Origin of the sequence: Rhizobium sp. ZX09 (assembly GCF_017357485.1) — a bacterium.
Lineage (GTDB): Bacteria > Pseudomonadota > Alphaproteobacteria > Rhizobiales > Rhizobiaceae > Agrobacterium > Agrobacterium pusense.
Window position 1 is genome coordinate 57,122 of record NZ_CP031363.1, and the last position, 21,813, is coordinate 78,934.

Consider the following 21,813-nt stretch of genomic DNA (forward strand, 5'->3'; position numbering starts at 1 on the left):
CCTCGGTCTGTGGTTGCGGCCGTTGAAGCCTGTCACCGCTCTAAAGCAAGTCTTTGACGGATGAAATAACCTGCGGGCCTTATTGTGTCGGCTGCGGTCAAATTTCTTTTTTTTGCCTGTTCCGGCCCTGTAATGAGATTGACATAAAGGGCCAATGGGACCAGCCTTGCTGATGAAGGGGAGGGGTTAATTCAGGGTGATGAAGATGTCTCGCGCCGTGGAAATGGTGCACCTGAACGACCGAGGAGTGATTGAACACATGACGGCACCCGATCGAGACAAGCAAAGCGGTTTGCGGGACGAAGTGCTCGCGGGCGAATATGTGCTGGGTGCCCTGCCGCCGGAAAGCATGGCGGAGCTTGCCAAGCGCGTAAAACGCGACAGGCAGTTCGCGGCCATGGTCAGGCGCTGGCGTGACAATCTGGCGGAAACCGAATATCGCGAAAATGCGACCGTCGCTGCGTTGCTGGAACGGGACCCCCGCCGATCCGGTCTGCCATTCAGGAGCCAGCCGTTGCGGAGTGGCAGCATGTTCGCAGCCATGCTCTCGGAGATATGGCATTCCGTGCGCTTCTGGCGCCTTCTGGCTTTGACGGCGATGCTCTGGACCGCCGTTCTGCTTTTCACCGTCGCCTGAGAGGCACGCCTCTCAAAGAGAGATCGTTCTGATGATCTCGGCCCGCAGGTTATCCAGCCCGACTGATTTTTCCGAGGATGTGGCGAGAACTTCCGGATAGGCGGCAGGGCGCTTGCGGATTTTCTCAAGCGTTTCGCCAATCAGCCGCGGCACGCCGGCATCCTTGATCTTGTCCGTCTTCGTCAGCACGATCTGGTAGGACACAGCCGCCTTGTCGAGGAGGGTCAGAACCTCCTCGTCATTCTTTTTCACGCCGTGGCGGGAATCGATCAGCACGTAGACGCGCTTCAGCGTCGCACGGCCGCGGAGGTAATCGAAGACGAGCTTCGTCCAGGCATCGACCTGATCCTTGGGGGCCTGCGCATAACCATAACCCGGCATGTCGACCAACGCCATCGGCGGAAGATCGCCCTCTGCACCGGAGTAACCATCGGGAACGAAATAATTCAGTTCCTGGGTGCGTCCCGGCGTGTTGGAGGTGCGGGCAAGCCCTTTGTGGCCCACCAGCGCATTGATGAGCGAGGACTTGCCGACATTCGAACGACCGGCGAAGGCAATTTCCGGCGGCCCTTCAGGCGGCAGGAATTTCATCGCGGGGACGCCGCGAATGAAAATCCAGGGTCGTCCGAATAGTGGCTTTTCGGTTGCCGCGCCGGTTTCACTCATTTCGATTGCACCGGCTTTCGCTTGAACAGCCCTTTGATGTTATCGAACAGCTCGATCTTGGCGCCCTGGCGCTTCATGATGACCGCCTGCTGGGTGATGGAGAGCGTATTGTTCCATGCCCAGTAGATGACCAGACCCGCCGGGAAGGACGCCAGCATGAAGGTGAAGATCAGCGGCATCCAGTTGAAGATCATCGCTTGCGTCGGATCGGGCGGCGTCGGGTTCATGCGCATCTGCAGGAACATGGTGATGCCCATGACAAGCGGCCAGACACCGATCATCAGGAAGTGCGGCACATCGTAAGGCAGAAGGCCGAAGAGGTTGAACAGCGATGTCGGGTCCGGCGCGGAAAGGTCGTGGATCCAGCCGAAGAACGGCGCGTGCCGCATTTCGATGGTGACGTAGATGACCTTGTAGAGCGCGAAGAAGACCGGGATCTGCAGCAGCATCGGCCAGCAGCCGGCAACAGGATTGATCTTTTCTTCCTTGTAGAGCTGCATCATCGCCTGCTGCATGGCCATGCGGTCATCGCCGTGCTTGGCCTTCAGCTCTTCCATCTTCGGCTGCACGCGCTTCATGTTCGCCATGGAAGCATATTGCTTGCTGGCGAGCGGGAAGAAGAGGGCCTTGACGACGATGGTGGTGAGCAGGATCGCTACGCCGAAGTTACCAAAATAACGGAAGAAGAAATCCATCATTTTGAACATCGGCTTGGTGATGAAGTAGAACCAGCCCCAGTCGATCAGAAGGTCGAACTTCGGAATTGCGTAGGTCGTCTCGTAACGGTCAACCAGCGGCACTTCCTTGGCGCCAGCGAAAACAAGGCTCTTCAGCTCGATCGACTGGCCGGGCTCGACCGTCATCGGGTCGCTCTTGAAATCTGCCTGATAGCTCGGCTGATTGCCGGTGATGTGCGAATAACGGGTTTCGAATGGCGTCGTCTGGGGCGGAACGATGGCCGCAGCCCAATACTTGTCAGTGATGCCGAGCCAGCCGCCGGTCGCCTTGGCAACCGTTACCGGTGCTTCTTCGACGTCCTTGTACTTTTCTTCCGTCAGGCTGCCGTCTTTGCCCGAAACGCCGAGAAAACCTTCATGGATGACGAAGACCGGGGGAACTGCGGGCTTGTTGTTACGCGTCACGCGGCCATAGGTGGCGAAGGAGATGGCCGCCTGGCCGGGGTTCTCAACCTTGTCGGCGACCGAGATCATGTAATGCTCGTCGATCGAAACCGTACGGGAGAAAATCACACCCTTGGCATTGGTGTAGGTGAGGGTGACGGGCGTGTTTTCCGTCAGCTTGTCGCCGCTTGCGAGCGTCCAGACAGTGGTCGGACCGGGAACGCCGCCGACTTCCTGCGCTGCAACGTAACCGAGCTCGGTGAAGTAACCGTCCTTGGTGTCAGCGGGCGAGAACAGCGTGATGATCGGGCTCGAGTCATCGACGGTCTCATGGTAGTCCTTGAGCCGGATGTCGTCGAAGCGGGCGCCGGTGAGATTGATCGAGCCGGCGATGGCGTTGGTGTCGATGGCCACACGCTGGGTTCTTGCAATCGACTCTTCGCGGGTCGCCGTTGCGGCAGTCTGCGGTGAGGAGGCGGGCGGTGCGCCTTCAACGGCAGCACCTGGTGCGGCGCCCGGCGCCGGCTGCTGTTGCTGCGTGGTCTGCTGCTGCGCCTGGCGGGCCTCTTCGGCGCGGCGCTGCTGCTCGATACGCGGATTCATGTAAAGGAATTGCCAGGCGAGGACGATGACAACCGAAAGGGCTATCGCGATGAAGTAATTGCGGTTCTTTTCCATCATTCTTTCCTGGAGCGGGTCTCCTGGGACCGTTTCGGTTTCGCCGTTCCTTCAATGCGCTCGGCAAGGAGAGACTGAAGTTTCGGGAAGGCCGTATCAAGCACATCCCTGCGGGCGACAATCACATAGTCATGACCGGGCTTCATTGCGACCCCGGCAGAAAGCCTGACGGCTTCCTTCAGACGGCGGCGCATGCGATTTCGCTCGACCGCGTTGCCTTGTCTTTTTGTTACGGTGAAACCGACGCGAGGCTCGGTTTCCGGGGATTTCCGATCAAGCACTTCCAGAAGAAAGGTGCTTCCCCGCCGTTTTTCACCTGCCTGAACGGCAAGAAACTCCGACCGGTTTTTAAGCCGGCCGGGGCTTTTCTTAGTCTCGCTCATGTGCCCACGACTTTCATCGGGCCACAGATCGGCAATTAAGCCGACAGACGAGCGCGGCCGCGCGCACGGCGGGCTGCGAGAACCTTGCGGCCGCCGGCAGTAGCCATGCGGGCACGGAAACCATGACGACGCTTGCGAACAAGCTTGGACGGTTGGTAGGTACGCTTCGACATTTATTTAATACCGCGGTGTGCGGCCCTTCTTGAATTTGCAATTATTTGCAAGAGCGTTTCGTTTTTTGCACGGCTAAACCCGCCTGGGCGAGCTTTCAATGGCCGAGCGTGCGCGGCTTATAAGGGCATAGGCCAAGCAAAGTCAATTGCCGAAGGGGTTTTCGCCCTTCACCTTTTGCGGAAAACGCACCGCGATTTCTCTTGTCGACGACAGATGAGGGCCGATTCCCATCCGCAATCGATAAAATCTGAAATTCTTTCTTAAGGCCGCATTGATAAATCTTGTGACGCGAAAAGTTATGCCAGCTTCCCATTTTCATAGCGCAGCTGGTTTTTGTTGGGGGAACGAAATTGAGAATTCGCGGTCGTATCAATCTACTTGTCGGGCTGATGAGCCTTGTTGCCTGTACCATCGGCGGGCTGTCCATCTATGCGATCAACGAATTCTGGGTTCGGTCGCACCATTTCGAGCAAGCGGCCGAACGGGCTTACAAGGGCGAGGCGCTCAACCGTCTGGTAACGGCAGTCGTCATGGAGGCGCGTGGCATCTATGCAGCGGCGGACATTGCTGCGGCCGCACCCTTTGCCGACGGCATGGTCAAGAACCTCGACGCCATGGACAAGCTCATTACCAGCTGGGCACCGCTCGTGCCGGCGGAACAGAAGGCTGGTTTCGACAAGCTTGCCGGCCGCTCGAAGGAATTCCGGACTTTCCGCCTGGAGACCGTCCGGCTGGCTAAGGAAAGCGGGCCGCAGGCGGCGAGCCAGCAGGGCAACAACGAAGCAAACCGCGCCAATCGCAAGGCCTATCAGGCGGAGATCGACAGTATCGTGAAAAACGACATTGCCGAGCTTGAAGTCGTCAAGGCGGGGGTCGACGCTTTCAGCACTGCCATATTCTGGGTAATTGTCGCGGTGACTGTCGCCGGCGTGGGGGCGGGGGCTGCTTTCGGCCTCTATATCGGAACGCGTCAACTGAGTGCGCCGATCCGCCGGGTATCCCAAGTCATGAGCGAGGTGGCCGACGGAAATCTGGATGCGGCAGTTCCCTACCTTGGGCGCAAGGACGAGATCGGCGAAATGGCCGCGGCCGTCGAGGTCTTCAAGACCAATGGCCGCGAAGTGCGCCGCATGAACGCTCAGGAATCCGACATGCGGGCCAAGAGTGACGACCTGCAGGCCGGCATGGCCGTTGTCGTCGATGCCGCCGCCGCAGGGGATTTCAGCCGCCGTATCAACAAGGATTATGGCGACGACAACCTCAACCGTTTCGCAGCCACGATCAACGCCCTGCTCATCGGCGTGGACAATGGTGTCTCCGAGACCAGCCGCGTCATCGAAGGTCTTGCGCGGGGCGATCTGACGGAGAAGATGGATGGCGAGTTCCGCGGCGTGTTCGCCGAACTCCAGTCGAACGTCAACCAGACGCTGGCCAAGCTGCGGGAAACAATGCGCGAAGTGCGCAGCAGCACGGAGGGTATCAGCGGTAATGCCGGCGAATTGCGCTCGGCCGCCGATGATCTTTCCAGGCGAACGGAACAGCAGGCCGCGGCGCTCGAGGAAACATCCGCCGCTCTGGACGAGATCACTGCCGTCGTCCGAAATTCCACCGACCGCGCCCAGGAAGCCAGCGCCATGGTGGCTGAAACCAAGCAGAAGACCGAAGAATCCGCCAATGTCGTACGCGATGCCGTTTCGGCGATGGACCGTATAGAGCATGCGTCGCGGGAAATCAGCCAGATCATCAATGTTATTGATGAAATCGCCTTCCAGACCAATCTCCTTGCCCTGAATGCGGGCGTGGAAGCGGCCAGGGCCGGCGAGGCAGGCAAGGGTTTTGCAGTCGTCGCTCAAGAAGTGCGTGAGCTCGCACAGCGCTCGGCAACGGCGGCCAAGGACATCAAGGCGCTGATCACCAAGTCCGGTGAGGAAGTCGGGCGCGGGGTATCGCTGGTCCAGAGAACCGGCAGCGCTTTGAGTGAGATCGAAACGCGCGTCCTGGCGATCAACGAGCATATCCACTCCATAGCTACCGCGGCGAAGGAGCAGTCCACAGGCCTGCACGAGGTGAATACGGCCATTAACCAGATGGATCAGGTTACACAGCGTAATGCCGCCATGGTGGAGGAAACCTCGGCCGCAACCCATAAGCTCAGCAGCGAGGCGGACCATCTTGTCACGCTGGTGACCCGCTTCAATGTCGGCGCGGATGGTGTTCAGCGGAACCTTCGCGCCGAGACCGTGTCGCGTCCGGCCCGCGCCGCGCAGCCCATGCGGCCCGTTGCAGTGTCAGACAGAACGACGGCGGTGGCTTCTCCGGCGCGCAAATTGATGAACAGCGTCAGCCGGGCACTTAGCGTTCAGCCAGCCGCAGCGCCGGCGCAGGGGGACTGGCAGGAATTCTGACGGGGTTGCCTGATAACTAAGCCGCCTTTTTGCTTCAGACGCCGCCTTGTGGCGGCGTTTGTTTTATTGCGATGAAAACCTTGCGTCGCAGCGCATTGGAAAAAAATCCGTTAGGTCCTATTATCGTTGGTGCATATAAACCGAGCCGTTCAACCGAAGCGGCGGCGCGCATACAGGATCAGGGCCCGGTGTTTTCTAAAGGCGTAGACAGCTTGGACCGCACGGAAGATAATCCGGCGCACGGCATGCCGGGATTGACTGCCGGTCTTTCCGGGCGGCTGCTGTTGCTCACGGTCATTTTTGTCATGATCGCGGAAGTGCTCATCTTCGTGCCTTCCGTCGCCAATATGCGCCTGTCCTGGTTGAGGGATCGTCTGAATACGGCTGCCGCGGCCGGCGCGGTGATTGACGGACTGCAGGCCGAATTGCCGCGAAGTGTGCAGAACGATACCCTGATGGCGACAGGGGCAAAACTGATAGCCCTGCGCAAGGACGGTACGTCGCGGCTGCTGGCGGCTGCGGAAACGCCGCCCGGCGTCGATGAGCAATATGATCTTTCCGATGTGTCGCAGGTGGCCGCAGTCCGGGATGCCTTTTCCACCCTGCTGTTCGGCGGTAACCGCGTCATTCGCGTTTTCGATGTCGTTGGCGACAGCGACACCATCATCGAACTGGTGCTGGGCGAGAACAAGCTCAGGGCTGCCATGCTGGCCTATGCCCGCAATGTGTTCCTCATTTCCATCGTTCTGTCGCTGATCACCGCCGGCCTCATTTTCATCTCCATCAACCGCATCATGATACGGCCGATACGCCGGCTGACGCTCGGCATGCAGAATTTTTCGGAAGATCCCGGCAACCCGGAGCGGATTTTCGTGCCGGAGGAGGGAACGGACGAGCTGGCCGTCGCCGGGCGTCATCTCGCCGATATGCAGACGGAACTCCAGAAAACGCTGCGGCAACAGAAAAACCTCGTGGATCTCGGCCTCGCCGTCTCGAAGATAAACCACGACATGCGCAACATCCTCTCATCCGCGCAGTTGATGTCTGACCGTCTGGTGGACGCAAAGGACCCGATGGTGCGAAGCTTCGCGCCGAAACTGCTGCGTACCATCGACCGTGCCGTTGCCTACACCGGCGAAGTTCTGGCCTATGGCCAGGCGACGGAAGGTGCGCCGAAACGCAAGATGGTGCAGTTGAGCCTTCTGGTGCGGGACGTGCGCGATATCCTGGCGCTGGAGCCGGACAGCGGTATTGAATTCCGCGACAGCGTGCCCGCGGAGTTGACGGTGGATGCGGATTCGGAGCAGCTATTCCGGGTAATCCACAATCTGTGTCGCAATGCCGTCCAGGCCCTGCAATCCGATGCCGTCAATGCCGCGCCGAGGTATCTTTCAATCTCGGGTCAGAGGGCCAGCAGCGTTGTCAGCATCGTGATCGACGATAACGGTCCGGGTATGCCGCGGAAGGCCAAGGAGAACCTGTTTTCCGCCTTCAGGGGCTCGGCCCGTTCCGGCGGCACCGGGCTCGGCCTGGTCATCGCCCGCGAACTGGTGCTGGCCCACGGCGGCACCATCGCGCTTGTCGAGAAGCCGGGCCCCGGCACGCAGTTCCGCATCGAAATCGCCGATCGCGCCACGACGGTGCAGGCGGCCAGAACCGCCTGAAAGACCCCCAGCCGGATAGTCCAGCGCAGCCTTCATACCCGCTGGATGATATGCGGCTCACGCGCTCTCGAAAACGCACGTTTAGGAATGTCGTTTATTTTCAATGCGATAATTGAATTGCTGCGGAAAAATGACAATTTCGAAGCAAAATCGCTTGCAATCGGAATGAGGACGTTTTAGAGGATCGCCACGCCACCGGAAACGACCGGAACGGCACGCACCCGTAGCTCAGCTGGATAGAGCACCAGACTACGAATCTGGGGGTCAGGAGTTCGAATCTCTTCGGGTGCGCCATTTCCTTTCTTAAAAACAAGCATTGAAACACGCGATATTTCTAGCCTCGTATGCGGCTTGGATGAGCAAGTCCGTTCCGCCAGATTCCTCCGCCCCTCTGGCACGCGGCAGGACGAACGAATTCCACACATCCCGAATATATGTTAAAATCATCCGATCGTCAGATGGCTCGGGGTGAAAGCCATGTTGGAAGCGGATAAGGTATTTGCGGGGTCGATCCCGGAAAATTACGACCGCTATATGGTGCCGTTGATTTTCGCACCTTTCGCCACTGATCTGGCGCGGCGGGCGGCGGCCTTGATGCCGGTTGATATTCTGGAGGTCGCTGCAGGAACCGGCGCCGTCACGCGCGAACTCACGTCCCGACTATTGCCTGCCGCCAGCTATGTGGTGACCGATCTCAATCAGCCTATGCTCGACTTTGCCGCGTCGCAGCAGGCACCGGATCACCGCATAAAATGGCAACAGGCCGATGCCCAGCTCCTGCCTTTTGCAAGCGCTGTTTTTGATCTTGTCTTCTGTCAGTTCGGCGCAATGTTTTTTGGTGATCGGCCGTCGGCCTATCGCGAGGCAAAGCGGGTACTGAAGCCCGGCGGGCATTATTTATTCAATGTCTGGGATCGCATTGGGGAAAACCACTTCGCAGATGAAGTGACAAACGCGTTGGCGCGCCTGTTTCCCGATGATCCACCCTGCTTCCTGGCACGCACCCCGCATGGTTATCATGATGTGGCCGCGATCCGCCGCGAACTGGAGGATGCGGGGTTTTCCCGGGTGACGATCGAGACGGTGGCGGCGCAAAGTCGGGCCGCTTCGCCCCGTGTTCCGGCGGTCGCTTATTGCCAGGGAACGGTTCTGCGCACGGAAATCGAGGCAAGGGACCCCGGAACACTGGATGCTGCGACAGATTACGTCACCGCAGCCATTGAAGCCCGCCATGGCAGCGGTGAGGTTACCGGCAAAATTCAGGCGCATGTGATTCTCGCCGCATTATAAGTCTGCGCCCCCAGCGATTTTCGGTTCACGGACAAGCGCGGAAATACCCATCAATTTTAGTGGTTTCGAGTAAAAGCCCATTCATCGCGGTTTTCGATTGTCCGAGATTTCCGGGCTTTCGCGTGTCATCGAACTTTCCTCAAACCTTCGTCATATTGTCATACAATATAAGCATATGCGCTTCAGAAAAGGAGCGCAGAATGACGCCACAATCACTTGAACTTTCGGGCATCGGCAAAGGCTTCGGCGCCGACGATGTTCTGAAAGAGATCGATCTTTCCATCCGCCCCGGAGAGTTTTTGTCCCTGGTGGGCATGTCGGGCTGTGGCAAGTCCACGCTGCTGCGCATCATAGGGGGGCTCGAAACGCCGGATCGCGGTTCGGTGTCCATCGGCGGACAGGATGTGACCGAGATCGATCCGAGCGACCGTAATCTCGCGATGGTGTTCCAGTCCTACGCCCTTTATCCGCATATGAGCGTGCGCCAGAACATCGCGACGCCGCTTAGGATGCGGCGTTTGCCCTTTGCCGCGCGGCTACCGCTGATCGGGCGGTTTGCGGCCCCGGCCGAAACGGTGAGAGAGATCGAAGCAGCCGTCGAGCAGGCGGCCGAGACGCTGCAGATCGCGCATCTGCTGGATCGCAAGCCGGCGCAGCTTTCCGGCGGCCAGCGTCAGCGTGTTGCGCTTGCCCGGGCACTGGTGCGTTCGCCGGCCGCCTTCCTCATGGACGAACCGCTCTCCAATCTTGATGCGAAGCTTCGCGCCCACATGCGCGAAGAGCTGGCAGGCCTGCACCGGCGGCTCGGCGCGACTTTCATCTATGTCACCCATGACCAGATCGAAGCCATGACGATGTCCGACCGTATCGCGTTGATGTCTGAAGGTCGTATCGAGCAGCTTGGCACGCCGGATGAACTCTACCGCAAGCCCGCCACGCTCACCGTCGCGCGCTTCATCGGCACGCCCTCCATCAATCTGCTGCCGGTCGAAATCGCCGCCAGCGGCAAGGTGACGGCTTTCGCCCGGGATCTTGGTCTCGAAGCCGCGGGCCGCGACGCCGGTCCCGCAACGCTTGGTCTTCGCGCAGAGGATCTGCGTCCCGGCGCGGAAGGTTTGGCCGTGCGCGTGGTTCGCAGCGAAACCCATGGCGCAGACCGCTTCGTGAGTTGCCGTCTTTTAAGTGATGAGACGGTGGCCATAACCCTGCGACAGGGTGCCGGCGAAACGCTTGGCGCTGATGCGAATGGCGTCATCACCCTCGGTTTTGTGCCGGAGCGCGCGCATCTTTTCGCCGCCGACGGTCTCCGCCGCAAGGTGACCGTTCGCGAGCAGGTGCCGGCATGACGGCGGTTGATTTTTCTGGCGCGGCGCGTGCCAGCGCTCGCCCGCGACTTTCAAAGGCCGACCGGCGGATGATCCGGCGCGGCCTGATCTTTGCGGCACCCGCAAGCTTGCTGCTTCTGGCGATCTATATCGTGCCGATGCTCGTTCTCGCCGGTTTTTCCGTCACGGATTATCAGCTTGGCGCGCTGTCCACGCGCTTTGTGGGACTGGGAAATTTCGTCAAGGCGTTTCAGGATCCGGTTTTCCTGCGTGCCTTGACGAATACGGCCATCTACGCTGCCATCGTCATTCCCTTCGGCGTGTTTCTGGCGCTCGGCGTAGCCTTGCTTGTCTATAATCGCAAGCGCAGCCGCGCCTTCTGGGAAGTAGCTTACTTCCTTCCGGTCACCGCAACGCTGGTGGCCATGGCGACCGTTTGGCAATTCCTGCTCCATCCATCGCTCGGCCCGGTGAATGCGGCGATCAAGTGGATGGGCTTCGAACCCGTCGCTTTCCTCTCCAACCCCGTTCTCCTTATCCCTACCATGGCGCTGATGGGCGTCTGGCAGATACTCGGCTTCAACATGGTGCTGTTCCTTGCCGGTCTCACCGCCATTTCGAAGGATTTGCACGAGGCGGCGCGTCTCGATGGCGCGAAGAACCCGGTGGACCGCTTCCTGACGGTGACATGGCCGATGCTCGGACCGACGACCATGTTCGTTGTGGTCACCACCTCCATCTCTGCCTTCAAGGTGTTCGAGACGGTGGCAGTGCTGACCAAGGGCCGTTTCGGATCAGAGACGTTGCTGTTCGATCTCTATCTCGAAGGTTTTGAGTATTCCAACACCGGTTATGCCGCCGCGCTGACGGTGATCTTCCTCGCAATCGTACTGGTGCTTTCGATCGGCCAGACGCTGCATATGGACCGGAAGGTGCATTATTGATGGCCGCACTCCGCAAATATCTTCCGCATCTTGTGTTGGCGCTCGGCGCTTTCCTGATGCTCCTGCCGTTCTACTGGATGGTGCTGACGTCAATCCGTTCGCCGGCGGAAATATTCAACGTTTCGCTCTGGCCGATCCCTGAGAAATTCGACGCGGCCGATAATTACACCCGTGCAGCCGGGCAAGTGCCCATGGCACGCTTCATGCTCAATGGCGTCATCGTCTGCGTCGGTATTCTCGTCGTCCAGATACTGACATCTGTGCCGGCGGCCTACGCTCTGGCGAAACTGCGGTTCCCGGGCCGCAAGCTGCTTCTTGGCCTGGTCGTCGCCGCGCTCTGCGTTCCCATCCAGGCCCTTGCCCTGCCGCTTTTCGTCGGTCTGGCAAAGACGGAGCTGCTGAACACCTATTTCGCGATGATGATGCCCTTCTTTCTCTCCGTCTTCGCCATCTTCCTGTTCAATCAGTCCTTCCGCAGCTATCCGGATGAAATCATCGAAGCGGCACGCATGGACGGCCTCTCTGAAATGGAGATCTGCTGGGGGCTTGTGCTGCGTGGTTCGCTGCCTTCACTCGCCGCCTTCTCGGTCTTTTCGCTCGTCGCCCACTGGAACGACCTTTATTGGCCGATGATCGTTATCTCTGACACCAATCTCGCGCCACCGCCGCTTGGCATGATGTTTTTCGCCGATGTTGAATCCGGCGCAAATTACGGCGCGCTGATGGCGGGCGCGACACTGATTACCGCGCCGATGGTGCTGTGCTTCCTCCTGGCACGGCGGCATTTCATCGCCGGTATTACCATGACCGGCGTCAAGTGACGCCGTTCAGACTTCCTCCTCCCAACCTCTCTGGAGACTGACATGAAACTAAACCGACGCGCTGTGATGGGCGGTCTGGCCCTTGGCATGGCTTTTGCGGGCCTCGCTCAGCCGGTTTTCGCCAACGAAATCACGCTCAATGTTCTCTACAACCTGCCGGGCTTCACGAAATTCCATCAGCCGCTGGCCGATGAATTCATGAAGAAGAACCCGGACGTGAAGATAAACTTCCTCGCTCCGGCCGCCGGTTATAACGAAGGCCAGCAGCAGGTTCTGCGCTCTGCCGTTACCGGTAATCTGCCCGACGTTTATTTCTCGGGCTACAACCTGACGGCGGAACTGGTGCACACGCTCGCACCGCGCAACCAGATCACCGATCTCGGCCCGTTCATTCAGGCTGAAGGCGGTCAGGCTTTCCTCGACAAGAACTACAGCCCGAAGATGGCGGCACTCGGCCAGATCGACGGCAAGCAGTATGGTCTGCCGGTCAACGCTTCCTCGCCGATCATCTACATCAACTCGGACCTCGTCACCAAGGCCGGCGGCGACCCGGACAAGATGCCGACGACCTTTGCGGAGCTCATCGCTCTTGCCAAGAAGATCAAGGCTCTCGACCCCAAGTTTGCTGGCATGAGCTACGATATCAACGGCTGGCCGGATGACTGGCTGTGGCAGGCGCTCATCGTCGAACAGGGCGGCAAGCTCGTTGACGAGAAGACCAAGACCGTTGCCTTCGACAACGAGATCGGCCTCAACGCCCTGAAGATGACCCGCCAGTTCGTCACCGAAGGTGGCCAGAACCTGCTCGATTGGGACCAGTCCCGCCAGCAGTTCGGTGCAGGCCTCACCGGCTTCATCTTCTCGACGCCCGCTCACGTTCAGACGATCCAGGGCCTGGTTGGCGATCGCTTCAAGCTGAAGACGGCGACCTTCCCGCTGGACAACAAGGAAAAGGGCGGCGTTCCGACCGGCGGTAACTCTGCCGTTATCCTGACGCAGGACAAGGCCAAGCAGGATGCTGCCTGGAAATACCTGAAGTGGATCACCGGTCCGGAAGCGCAGAACACCATCGTTCGCATCACCGGTTACCTGCCGACCAACAAGCTGGCAACCGGCCCGGACTTCCTCGCTCCTTATTACGTCGAGAACCCGAATGTGAAAACCGCTTCGCTTCAGGCTGACCGTTCTCTGCCCTGGGCCGGTTACCCCGGCGGCGATTCCGTCCGCATCTGGCGCACCCAGCGCGATATCATCGGCACCGTCATGCGCGGTGAGGTGACGCCGGAAGCCGGCCTCAAGCAGATCGTCGAGCAGACCAACGCCCTGCTGAAATAATCAGCACCATCGAGAGGCTGCGGGAAATCCCTTCCCGCAGCCATTTTGCGCAGGAAGCCCCAAATGAAGATTATCCAGATCACCGATACCCATCTTCTGCTGCCCGGCGTCGCCATAAATGGCGTCGACCCGGAAAAGCAGCTGCGCGCGGCAATCGCCGATATCATTGAAAAACACGCCGACGCCGATCTTCTCGTCATGACGGGCGATCTTTGTAATTACGGTGAGCCCGAGGCCTATGAGCTGCTGCGGGATATCCTTGCGCCGGTCTCCATGCCGGTGCGGCTGATGCTCGGCAATCACGATCGCCGCCCGGAATTCGTTGCCGCCTTTCCCGAACAGCCGCGCGACGATAACGGTTACATCCAGTCCTTCATCGACACCGATTTTGGTCGTTTGCTGTTTCTGGACAGCCATGAAGCCGATGTCATAGGCGGCATGTATGGTGAGGATCGTCTGGCATGGCTGGAGAGCGCGCTGGAAAGCGCGGGCGAGTTGCCCGTGACGGTTTTCATTCACCACCCGCCGATGGATTGTGGCATCCGCCATTTTGAACATATCGGCATGCATGATGACGGGGCTGTCATGCGCAGGCTCGCCGCTCACCCGGCCGGCGTGCGTCACATCATTTTTGGCCATATCCATGTGCCGATGGCAGGCACGACGGCCGAAGGCATCGCTTATAGTTCCGGTCAGGCCTGCGCGCACCGCTTCATCACCGATATCGACGTTGTCGATCCCCTGTGGACGGGCGGCAATCCCTGTTACCGGGTCATAAGCCTCGGCGCGTTCGGCCTGCGTGCCTATGATGTGGAAGTGGGGCAGGTCGTGCTTGGGCGGGCGCCTGTCTGCGAAGGCCCCTGACGAGTTGCTTTTTCCGCACTGCGATGACGCGAAGTGGGGCTCGTCACTCCTCGCCGATCACGGCGTAACGGAAGTCTCCTGCCGATCGCAGGGCCGGCATGGTGTGAGGGCCTGCCAGCCTGTCGCGCCGATGCGTCACTTACTGTCGCTGAACGGGATTTGATACGCAGAAGTGATGGTTCCCTTCTTGCCCTTGATCTATGTCAGTTTCATCGATGAAACTGCACGCCATAGTCGCTGCGAGATGGGCGACCGAATGCCGTGCCATCGTGATTGCAGATCATGGAGAAGTGCATGCTTGAAAAGCGTATTCGCAACGCGTCCCTTTTGAACCGGATCGTCAGTGCCGAAGAGGCCGCCAGTCTCATTCAGGATGGCATGACTGTGGGCATGAGCGGCTTCACGCGTGCCGGCGAGGCCAAGGCGGTGCCGCTGGCGCTGGCGGAGCGTGCCAAGCTGCATCCCATGAAAATTACCCTGATGACGGGGGCATCGCTGGGCAATGATCTCGACAAGACCATGGTCGAGGCGGGCATGCTGGCGCGTCGCATGCCGTTCCAGTCCGATCCGGCTTTGCGCAAGGCGATCAATGACGGCAAGGTCATGTTCATTGACCAGCATCTCTCCGAGACCGTCGAGCAATTGCGCGGCGGTCAGATTCACGGCGTCGATATCGCCATCGTTGAAGCCGTGGCGATCACGGCTGACGGTGGTATCGTGCCCACCACCTCCGTTGGCAATTCCGCGAGCTTCGCCATCCTGGCCGATAAGGTGATCGTCGAGATCAACCTGTCCCAGCCCGAGGTGCTGGAGGGGCTGCACGACATCTTCATTCCCGCAAAACGTCCGACCCGCATGCCCATCCCGGTGGTGGCGACGGATAGCCGTGTCGGACTGCCCTTCATTCCGGTGCCGCCGGAAAAAATCGCCGCTATTGTCCTGAGTGACAAGAGCGACAGCTTCTCGACAGTGCTGCCGCCGGATGACGAGACGAAGGCCATTGCCGGCCACCTCACTGAATTCCTGTTGAACGAGGTGCGTCATGGCCGCATGACCCACGAACTTCAGCCGCTTCAGGCCGGCATCGGCACGATCGCCAATGCTGTGATGCACGGTTTCATTGATACGCCGTTTCACGATCTCAAAATGTATTCGGAGGTCCTGCAGGACTCCACATTCGAACTTTTCGATGCGGGCAAGCTGACTTTCGCGTCGGGTTCGTCGATCACCTTATCCTCCGCCATGAACGAGCGGGTCATGCCGCGTCTGGCCGAATATAAAAGCAGGCTCATTCTGCGCCCGCAGGAGGTCAGCAACCATCCCGAAGTTATCCGTCGCCTCGGTATCATCGGCATCAACACGGCGTTGGAATTCGATATTTACGGAAACGTCAATTCGACCCATGTCGGGGGAACGCATATGATGAACGGCATCGGCGGCTCGGGGGATTTTGCCCGGAATGCCTATATGTCCATCTTTGTCACCAAGTCTATCGCCAAAGGCGGCGCCATATCGAGCGTCGTTCCCATGGTCAGCCATGTCGATCACACTGAACATGATGTCGATATCCTCGTGACCGAGACGGGCCTTGCCGACCTTCGTGGCCTTGCGCCTCGTGAGCGCGCGGCGGTCGTCATCGAGAACTGCGTGCATCCGGCCTATCGTGATGCGCTAACGGACTATTTCCAGCGGGCAGTCTCGCGGGGAGGGCACACGCCGCATCTCATCGAAGAAGCGCTGTCGTGGCATGGCGCCCTGCGCGAAAGGGGCACCATGCTGCCGCAGAAATAGCGGCGGACCAGGAAACCAGCCTGAGGCATCGGACGCGCCCACGCGAAATTGGGTCCGTTTGGACACACCGGGATGGAAATCATCCGCCACTTCGCTGTGGTTGCTGGCGCGTCAGTTCCGCCTCCGGTAGAAAATCCTCTCTCTCGGCAGCGACCCGGCTGCCTCAGGGTTGCAGGAGAGTGATGTGATGCCCATTCGCTTCGTCGCCTTGATCGCGATTGTTGCCGTGCTTGCCGGTTGCGGTGGGCGGCCGATCGGAGTGATGACGCCAACGGGACAAACAGTGGCCGGTACGACGCCGGTGAACCTCCTTGTCGCGACGACACGCGCGCCGTCTGACAATCCCGCGGTTCTTTTCGGCGGCGAGCGGGGAACGGGGCTGAAGGTCGATGCGGTCACCGTCTCGATACCCCCGGATGCCAACCGCAAGGTCGGGCAGGTGCAGTGGCCGAAGAAGCTGCCGCCCAATCCGCTGAAGGATTTCACTACCGTTGCGGTCGAGCCCATCCGCTCCGAAGCCGAGACGCGAAGCTGGATCGGCCGGCATATTGAAAAGGACCGCCGCGTGCTGGTCTTCGTGCATGGTTTCAACAACCGCTACGAGGAATCCGTCTATCGATTTGCCCAGATCGTCCATGATTCCAGAACTGATGTCGTGCCCGTCGTCTTCACCTGGCCGTCACGCGCCAGCATCTTCGACTATAATTACGACAAGGAAAGCACCAACTATTCCCGTGACGCGCTGGAAGAGATGCTGACGCGGCTGGCGAAAGACAAATCCATCCGTGAAGTCACGGTCATGGCGCACTCCATGGGCACCTGGCTTGCGGTGGAGGCGTTGCGGCAGATGGCTATCCGCAATGGCCGCGTCGATCCGAAGATCGGCAACGTTATTCTGGCAGCACCTGATCTCGACGTGGATGTCTTCAGCCGCCAGTTCGCAAGCCTCGGCAAGACACCACCGAAATTCACGCTCTTCGTTTCGCAGGATGACCGCGCGCTCAGCCTGTCGCGCCGCATTTCCGGCAATGTTGACCGTCTTGGCCAGATCGATCCTTCCGTTGAGCCCTACAGCAGCCAGCTGGAAAAGGCCGGTATCACGGTTCTCGATTTGACGAAGCTGCAATCGGGTGACCGCCTGAACCACGGCAAGTTTGCCGAAAGCCCGGAGGTCGTGCGTCTGATCGGCGACCGCCTCATCGCGGGCCAGACCGTGACGGATTCTGATGTCGGCCTGGGCGAAGCCTTGGGCGCCGTCAGCATCGGTGCCGCGCAGACGGTTGGAACAGCAGCGAGCGTTGTGGTCAGCGCGCCAATTGCTGTGTTCGATCCCCGCACGCGGGAAAACTACGGCAGGCAGGTGGAGCGGCTTGGCCGCTCGGTGGAAAATACCGTCGGATCGGTGGGTGATACGGCCGGCTCCGTGGTGGACGATCAGGCGCTTCAGTCGTCAAGGATCAACTGCGATGCCGCTGCCAATCGAAACCGGGCGGAATGCCGCAATCGCTAAACTGCGATGCGTTAGGGGCAGCGGGAGCGCTAGGCGCTTTTTGTCACAGAGCGTCGCAGATTTGTATACAGCTTGTATTTTTATCTGTATGGTCGGTCGACAACCCTTTTCGGAGTAAGACCCCATGCGTTGGAAACGCACCCTTCAGCTTCTCGATGTTCATTGCGAAGGCGAAATCGGCCGTGTCGTCACCGGCGGCGCGCCGAAAATCCCCGGCAATACGGTGGCTGAACAGCTTCACTGGATGAATACCGACCCAAAGGGACAGGCGCTTCGTCGCTTCCTGACGCTGGAGCCGCGCGGCACGCCCATGGGCTCGGTCAATCTGCTTCTGCCGCCGAAGCATCCGGATGCGCACGCCGCCTTCGTCATCCTTCAGCCGGACCAGGCGCATGCCAGCTCCGGATCGAATTCCATATGCGCGACGACTGCACTTCTGGAAAGCGGCATGGTGGAGATGCACGAACCGGAAACCGTCATCATTCTGGAAACGGCGGCTGGTCTGGTGAAGGCAACGGCCACCTGCCGTGACGGGCGCTGTGAAAAGGTCAAGCTGACCATGGTGCCGTCTTTCGTGCATGCGCTTGATGTCAGCATCGACACACCCCAATGGGGCAAGGTGACGATGGACATCTCCTATGGCGGCATTTTTTATGCGCTGGTGGATGTGCGTCAGATTGGTCTAACGATCGAAAAAGCCAATGCCGCGAAGCTGGTCTCTGCGGGCATGATCCTTAAGGATCTGGTCAACCGCGAAATGACCGTTGTGCATCCCGAAATCCCCGCCATATCGGGCGTGGCCTATGTGATGTTCCGCGATGTGGACTCCGATGGCTCCATCCGCACCTGCACCACCATGTGGCCCGGCCGGGCGGATCGTTCGCCCTGCGGCACGGGCAATTCCGCCAATCTCGCCACGCTTTATGCGCGCGGCAAGGTGAAGGTGGGCGACGAGTATAAATCCCGCTCGATCATCGGTTCGGAATTTGATGTCGGCCTTTCCGCCGTCACCGAAGTTGCGGGCCGTCCGGCTGTCATTCCCACGATTGCCGGGCGCGGCTTTACCTTCGGTCTGCATCAGGTCGGCCTCGATCCTTTCGACCCATTGGCCGATGGTTTTGCCATGACCGACGTTTGGGGTCCGGAAGCGGGCAACATCTGAAGCGCGCTTCAAAAAAATGACATTTACGGCTGCCTGATCGTGTCGGGCGGCTGTTTTCCCGCGACAAAAGATGCTAAGCGGGCGCAATTCCATCATGCTCCGAGGTATCCCGATGAAGTCGCTCACCCTGCGCCGCCCTGATGACTGGCACCTGCATCTTCGTGATGGCGCCATGCTGGAAGGGGTGATCGGGGATACGAGTCGGCATTTCGCCCGCGCCATCATCATGCCGAACCTGGTGCCGCCGGTTGTCACCACCGCAGATGCCCGCGCCTATCGCGATCGCATCGTCAAGGCCATTCCCGCGGGCGACAGCTTTGAGCCCTTGATGACGCTCTATCTGACCGAGGACACGCAGGCCGACGACGTGGAAGAGGGCAAGAAAAGCGGCCTGATTACCGCCGTAAAGCTTTATCCCGCCGGTGCCACAACCAATTCCCACGGCGGTGTGCGCGATTTTAACAAGGCCATGCCTGTTCTGGAGCGCATGGCGAAGATCGGCCTGCCCCTCTGCGTGCATGGAGAAGTAACAACGCTGGAAGTTGATATTTTTGACCGCGAGAAGGTCTTCATCGGGACGGTTCTGGAACCGCTGCGCCAGCGCCTGCCGGAGCTGAAGGTGACGATGGAGCACATCACCACCCGCGATGGCGTTGACTATATCAAGTCTTCCAAGGCCAATCTGGCCGGCTCGATCACCACGCATCATCTCATCATCAACCGCAACGCCATTCTGGTTGGCGGCATCAAGCCACATTATTACTGTCTGCCCGTCGCCAAGCGCGAGGAGCACAGGCTGGCGCTGCGGGCTGCCGCGACCTCTGGCGATGCGCGCTTTTTCCTTGGCACGGATTCCGCTCCGCACGTGGACCCGCTGAAGGAATGCGCCTGCGGTTGCGCGGGCATTTACACGTCCATCAATACGATGAGCTGCCTTGCCCATGTCTTCGAGGACGAAAACGCTCTCGACAAGCTGGAAGCTTTCGCTTCGCTCAACGGCCCGGCCTGGTATGGTCTGGCGCCGAATGAGGAGACGATCACGCTGGTCAAGCGCGACGAGCCAGTGTCATTCCCCGCCAAGATCGAAACGGGCGCCGGGCCGGTGACCGTATTCGATCCGATGTTCCCGCTTCATTGGGATGTAAATTGATTTTATGACCGCCGGCACTGCCGGCGGTTTTGTTATGGTCCGCCGGCACCTCGGCTGGCGCACGAAATACCGAACAAAGACGCGTGCTTTCCGAACACCGATCCGGGTTTTCGGAGCGAGAAACCAAGGCCTAAAAGGAGAACGCCTATGAACCACTTCACATTCACCGATCGCGCCGTCGTTGCCGAACTGGTTGCGAAAATGTTGTGGGAAATCAAGGCGGTCCATTTTAATTCCGAAAGCCCATACACCTTCGCGTCAGGCATGAAGAGCCCTGTCTATATCGACATGCGCAAGCTCATCTCCTTCCCGCGCATTCGCTCCGCAGCCATGGATTTTGCGGCGGCGGCTGTCCTGCGCGAGGCCGGTTTCGAGAAGTTTGACTGTGTGGCCGGCGGCGAAACTGCGGGCATTCCCTTCGCCGCTTTCCTTGCCGAGCGCCTCGGCCTGCCGATGATCTATTGCCGAAAGAAGCCGAAAGGCCATGGCCGCAATGCCCAGATCGAAGGACATATGCCCGAGGGTGCCCGCGTTCTCGTCATCGAGGATCTGACGACCGCAGGTGGCTCGATGTTTACCTTTATCGACGCCATTCGTGCGGCGGGCGGCATCGTCGATCACGGCATCGCACTCTTCTATTACGGCATCTTCCAGGAGGCGGAAGCACGCTTTGCCAACGGCAATGTTAAGCTGCATTACCTGACGACCTGGCGCGATGTTCTGTCCGTTGCCCGGGCTGAAAAACTGTTTGATGAAAAGACCCTCTCCGAGGTTGAAGCCTTCCTCGATAACCCGCTGCCCTGGTCGGCAAAGCGCGGCGGTGTCAGCGAATTGCCGCAATCTTGATTTCGGATGCGGGTGGCCAGCTTGTGGCTGGCCTTCCGATCCATCTTCGTCTAAATCGATTTAAGTCCATTTGATTTGCTGTTTTGAGGAGGACCGTAATGATCCTGTGTTGTGGTGAAGCCCTGATCGACATGCTGCCCCGGCAGACAACGCTGGGAGAGGCGGGTTTTGCCCCTTATGCAGGCGGTGCGGTCTTCAACACGGCCATCGCGCTGGGACGTCTCGGCGTTCCCTCCGCCTTTTTCACTGGTCTTTCAGATGACATGATGGGCGATATCCTGCGGGAAACCCTGCGCGCCAGCAACGTGGATTTCAGCTATTGCGCCACTCTTTCGCGCCCCACCACCATCGCCTTCGTAAAGCTGGTCGACGGCCACGCGACCTATGCCTTCTATGACGAGAACACCGCCGGCCGGATGATTACCGAAGCCGAGCTTCCGGCGCTGGGCGCCGATTGCGAAGCGCTGCATTTCGGAGCCATCAGCCTCATCCCCGAACCCTGCGGCAGCACCTATGAAGCGCTGATGACGCGTGAGCAAGAAAGCCGTGTCATCTCGCTCGATCCCAATATCCGCCCCGGCTTCATCAAGGACAAGCAGTCGCATATGGCCCGCATCCGCCGCATGGCCGCCATGTCCGATATCGTCAAGTTCTCGGATGAGGACCTTGCCTGGTTCGGTCTTGAAGGGGATGAGGACACGCTTGCCCGCCACTGGCTCCACCATGGCGCAAAGCTGGTCGTCGTCACCCGCGGTGCGAAAGGTGCCGTTGGCTATACGACCGGCCTGAAGGTCGAAGTTGCTTCTGAACGCGTGGAGGTGGTGGACACCGTCGGTGCGGGCGACACCTTTGATGCCGGCATTCTTGCGTCGCTGAAAATGCAGGGCCTGCTGACCAAGGCGCAGGTGGCGTCACTGACGGAAGAGCAGATCAGAAAGGCGCTTGCGCTCGGTGCAAAGGCGGCGGCAGTCACCGTTTCGCGCGCTGGCGCCAATCCGCCTTTTGCGCGCGAAATCGGCTTGTGATGGGTTAGGGTTGAACCATTTT

Annotated in this window: 19 protein-coding genes and 1 tRNA gene; 16 read left to right on the top strand and 4 right to left on the bottom strand. The window is 59.5% G+C overall.

What is annotated here, in order from left to right; all coding sequences use genetic code 11:
• Positions 1-259: 259 nt before the first annotated feature.
• On the top strand, positions 260-637 hold the full coding sequence (locus tag BTN45_RS00285; protein WP_045533198.1) for a hypothetical protein: 378 nt from the start codon (positions 260-262) through the stop codon (positions 635-637).
• Positions 638-649: 12 nt separating this feature from the next.
• Here the strand turns inward: BTN45_RS00285 and yihA are convergent, their stop codons facing one another.
• From yihA to rpmH, 4 genes are read right to left on the bottom strand one after another with little or no spacing between them, the layout of a single operon-like run.
• Entirely contained in the window at positions 650-1,303 is a 654-nt protein-coding gene (gene yihA / locus BTN45_RS00290; RefSeq protein WP_004439676.1) for a ribosome biogenesis GTP-binding protein YihA/YsxC, read from the bottom strand.
• The gene (gene yidC, locus BTN45_RS00295) at positions 1,300-3,102 is read right to left on the bottom strand and encodes a membrane protein insertase YidC (RefSeq protein WP_004439678.1); all 1,803 of its coding nucleotides are present in this window, start codon (positions 3,100-3,102) and stop codon (positions 1,300-1,302) included. Before yidC ends, yihA begins: the two co-directional genes overlap by 4 nt.
• Positions 3,102-3,485, bottom strand: coding sequence for a ribonuclease P protein component (gene rnpA, locus BTN45_RS00300; protein WP_004439680.1), 384 nt, complete (start codon positions 3,483-3,485; stop codon positions 3,102-3,104). The genes yidC and rnpA overlap by 1 nt, the downstream gene beginning before the upstream one ends.
• A 35-nt stretch (positions 3,486-3,520) precedes the next feature.
• Positions 3,521-3,658, bottom strand: a complete 138-nt coding sequence (gene rpmH / locus BTN45_RS00305; protein ID WP_003493611.1) for a 50S ribosomal protein L34 — start codon at positions 3,656-3,658, stop codon at positions 3,521-3,523.
• A 351-nt stretch (positions 3,659-4,009) separates the two neighbouring features.
• On the opposite strand from rpmH, the gene BTN45_RS00310 reads away from it, so the two are divergent.
• The 15 genes from BTN45_RS00310 to BTN45_RS00380 all read left to right on the top strand — a co-directional run bounded on the left by BTN45_RS00310 (position 4,010) and on the right by BTN45_RS00380 (position 21,791).
• A complete protein-coding gene (locus tag BTN45_RS00310; RefSeq protein ID WP_207588499.1) occupies positions 4,010-6,064 on the top strand; it encodes a methyl-accepting chemotaxis protein in 2,055 nt (684 codons plus the stop codon).
• 245 nt (positions 6,065-6,309) lie between these two features.
• On the top strand, positions 6,310-7,728 hold the full coding sequence (locus tag BTN45_RS00315; RefSeq protein WP_207589595.1) for a HAMP domain-containing sensor histidine kinase: 1,419 nt from the start codon (positions 6,310-6,312) through the stop codon (positions 7,726-7,728).
• A 217-nt stretch (positions 7,729-7,945) separates the two neighbouring features.
• Positions 7,946-8,022, top strand: a tRNA-Arg gene (locus BTN45_RS00320).
• A gap of 183 nt (positions 8,023-8,205) precedes the next feature.
• Positions 8,206-9,018 carry a class I SAM-dependent methyltransferase gene (locus tag BTN45_RS00325; protein ID WP_207588501.1) on the top strand — a complete coding sequence of 271 codons (813 nt, stop codon included), beginning with the start codon at positions 8,206-8,208 and terminating at the stop codon, positions 9,016-9,018.
• A gap of 200 nt (positions 9,019-9,218) precedes the next feature.
• A complete protein-coding gene (locus BTN45_RS00330) occupies positions 9,219-10,364 on the top strand; it encodes an ABC transporter ATP-binding protein (RefSeq protein ID WP_207588503.1) in 1,146 nt (381 codons plus the stop codon).
• Complete coding sequence (locus BTN45_RS00335) at positions 10,361-11,287, top strand: sugar ABC transporter permease (protein ID WP_035206712.1); 927 nt, start codon at positions 10,361-10,363, stop codon at positions 11,285-11,287. The genes BTN45_RS00330 and BTN45_RS00335 overlap by 4 nt, the downstream gene beginning before the upstream one ends.
• A complete protein-coding gene (locus tag BTN45_RS00340) occupies positions 11,287-12,108 on the top strand; it encodes a carbohydrate ABC transporter permease (protein ID WP_207588506.1) in 822 nt (273 codons plus the stop codon). The genes BTN45_RS00335 and BTN45_RS00340 overlap by 1 nt, the downstream gene beginning before the upstream one ends.
• A 42-nt stretch (positions 12,109-12,150) precedes the next feature.
• Positions 12,151-13,443 (top strand): ABC transporter substrate-binding protein, encoded by a 1,293-nt coding sequence (locus tag BTN45_RS00345; protein WP_004439693.1) that lies wholly within the window; start codon positions 12,151-12,153, stop codon positions 13,441-13,443.
• 63 nt (positions 13,444-13,506) lie between these two features.
• Complete coding sequence (locus BTN45_RS00350; RefSeq protein ID WP_207588508.1) at positions 13,507-14,307, top strand: phosphodiesterase; 801 nt, start codon at positions 13,507-13,509, stop codon at positions 14,305-14,307.
• Positions 14,308-14,601: 294 nt separating this feature from the next.
• Positions 14,602-16,098 (top strand): acetyl-CoA hydrolase/transferase family protein, encoded by a 1,497-nt coding sequence (locus BTN45_RS00355; RefSeq protein ID WP_207588510.1) that lies wholly within the window; start codon positions 14,602-14,604, stop codon positions 16,096-16,098.
• 187 nt (positions 16,099-16,285) lie between these two features.
• Positions 16,286-17,608 (top strand): alpha/beta hydrolase, encoded by a 1,323-nt coding sequence (locus BTN45_RS00360; RefSeq protein WP_207588512.1) that lies wholly within the window; start codon positions 16,286-16,288, stop codon positions 17,606-17,608.
• Between the two features lie 124 nt (positions 17,609-17,732).
• Positions 17,733-18,770: a proline racemase family protein gene (locus tag BTN45_RS00365; protein ID WP_207588518.1), complete on the top strand. Its 1,038-nt coding sequence runs from the start codon at positions 17,733-17,735 to the stop codon at positions 18,768-18,770.
• 112 nt (positions 18,771-18,882) lie between these two features.
• Positions 18,883-19,920: a dihydroorotase gene (gene pyrC / locus BTN45_RS00370; RefSeq protein ID WP_022555549.1), complete on the top strand. Its 1,038-nt coding sequence runs from the start codon at positions 18,883-18,885 to the stop codon at positions 19,918-19,920.
• Between the two features lie 147 nt (positions 19,921-20,067).
• Positions 20,068-20,766 carry an orotate phosphoribosyltransferase gene (locus BTN45_RS00375; protein ID WP_207588519.1) on the top strand — a complete coding sequence of 233 codons (699 nt, stop codon included), beginning with the start codon at positions 20,068-20,070 and terminating at the stop codon, positions 20,764-20,766.
• Between the two features lie 98 nt (positions 20,767-20,864).
• Entirely contained in the window at positions 20,865-21,791 is a 927-nt protein-coding gene (locus BTN45_RS00380) for a carbohydrate kinase (RefSeq protein WP_207588520.1), read from the top strand.
• Positions 21,792-21,813 lie beyond the last annotated feature (22 nt).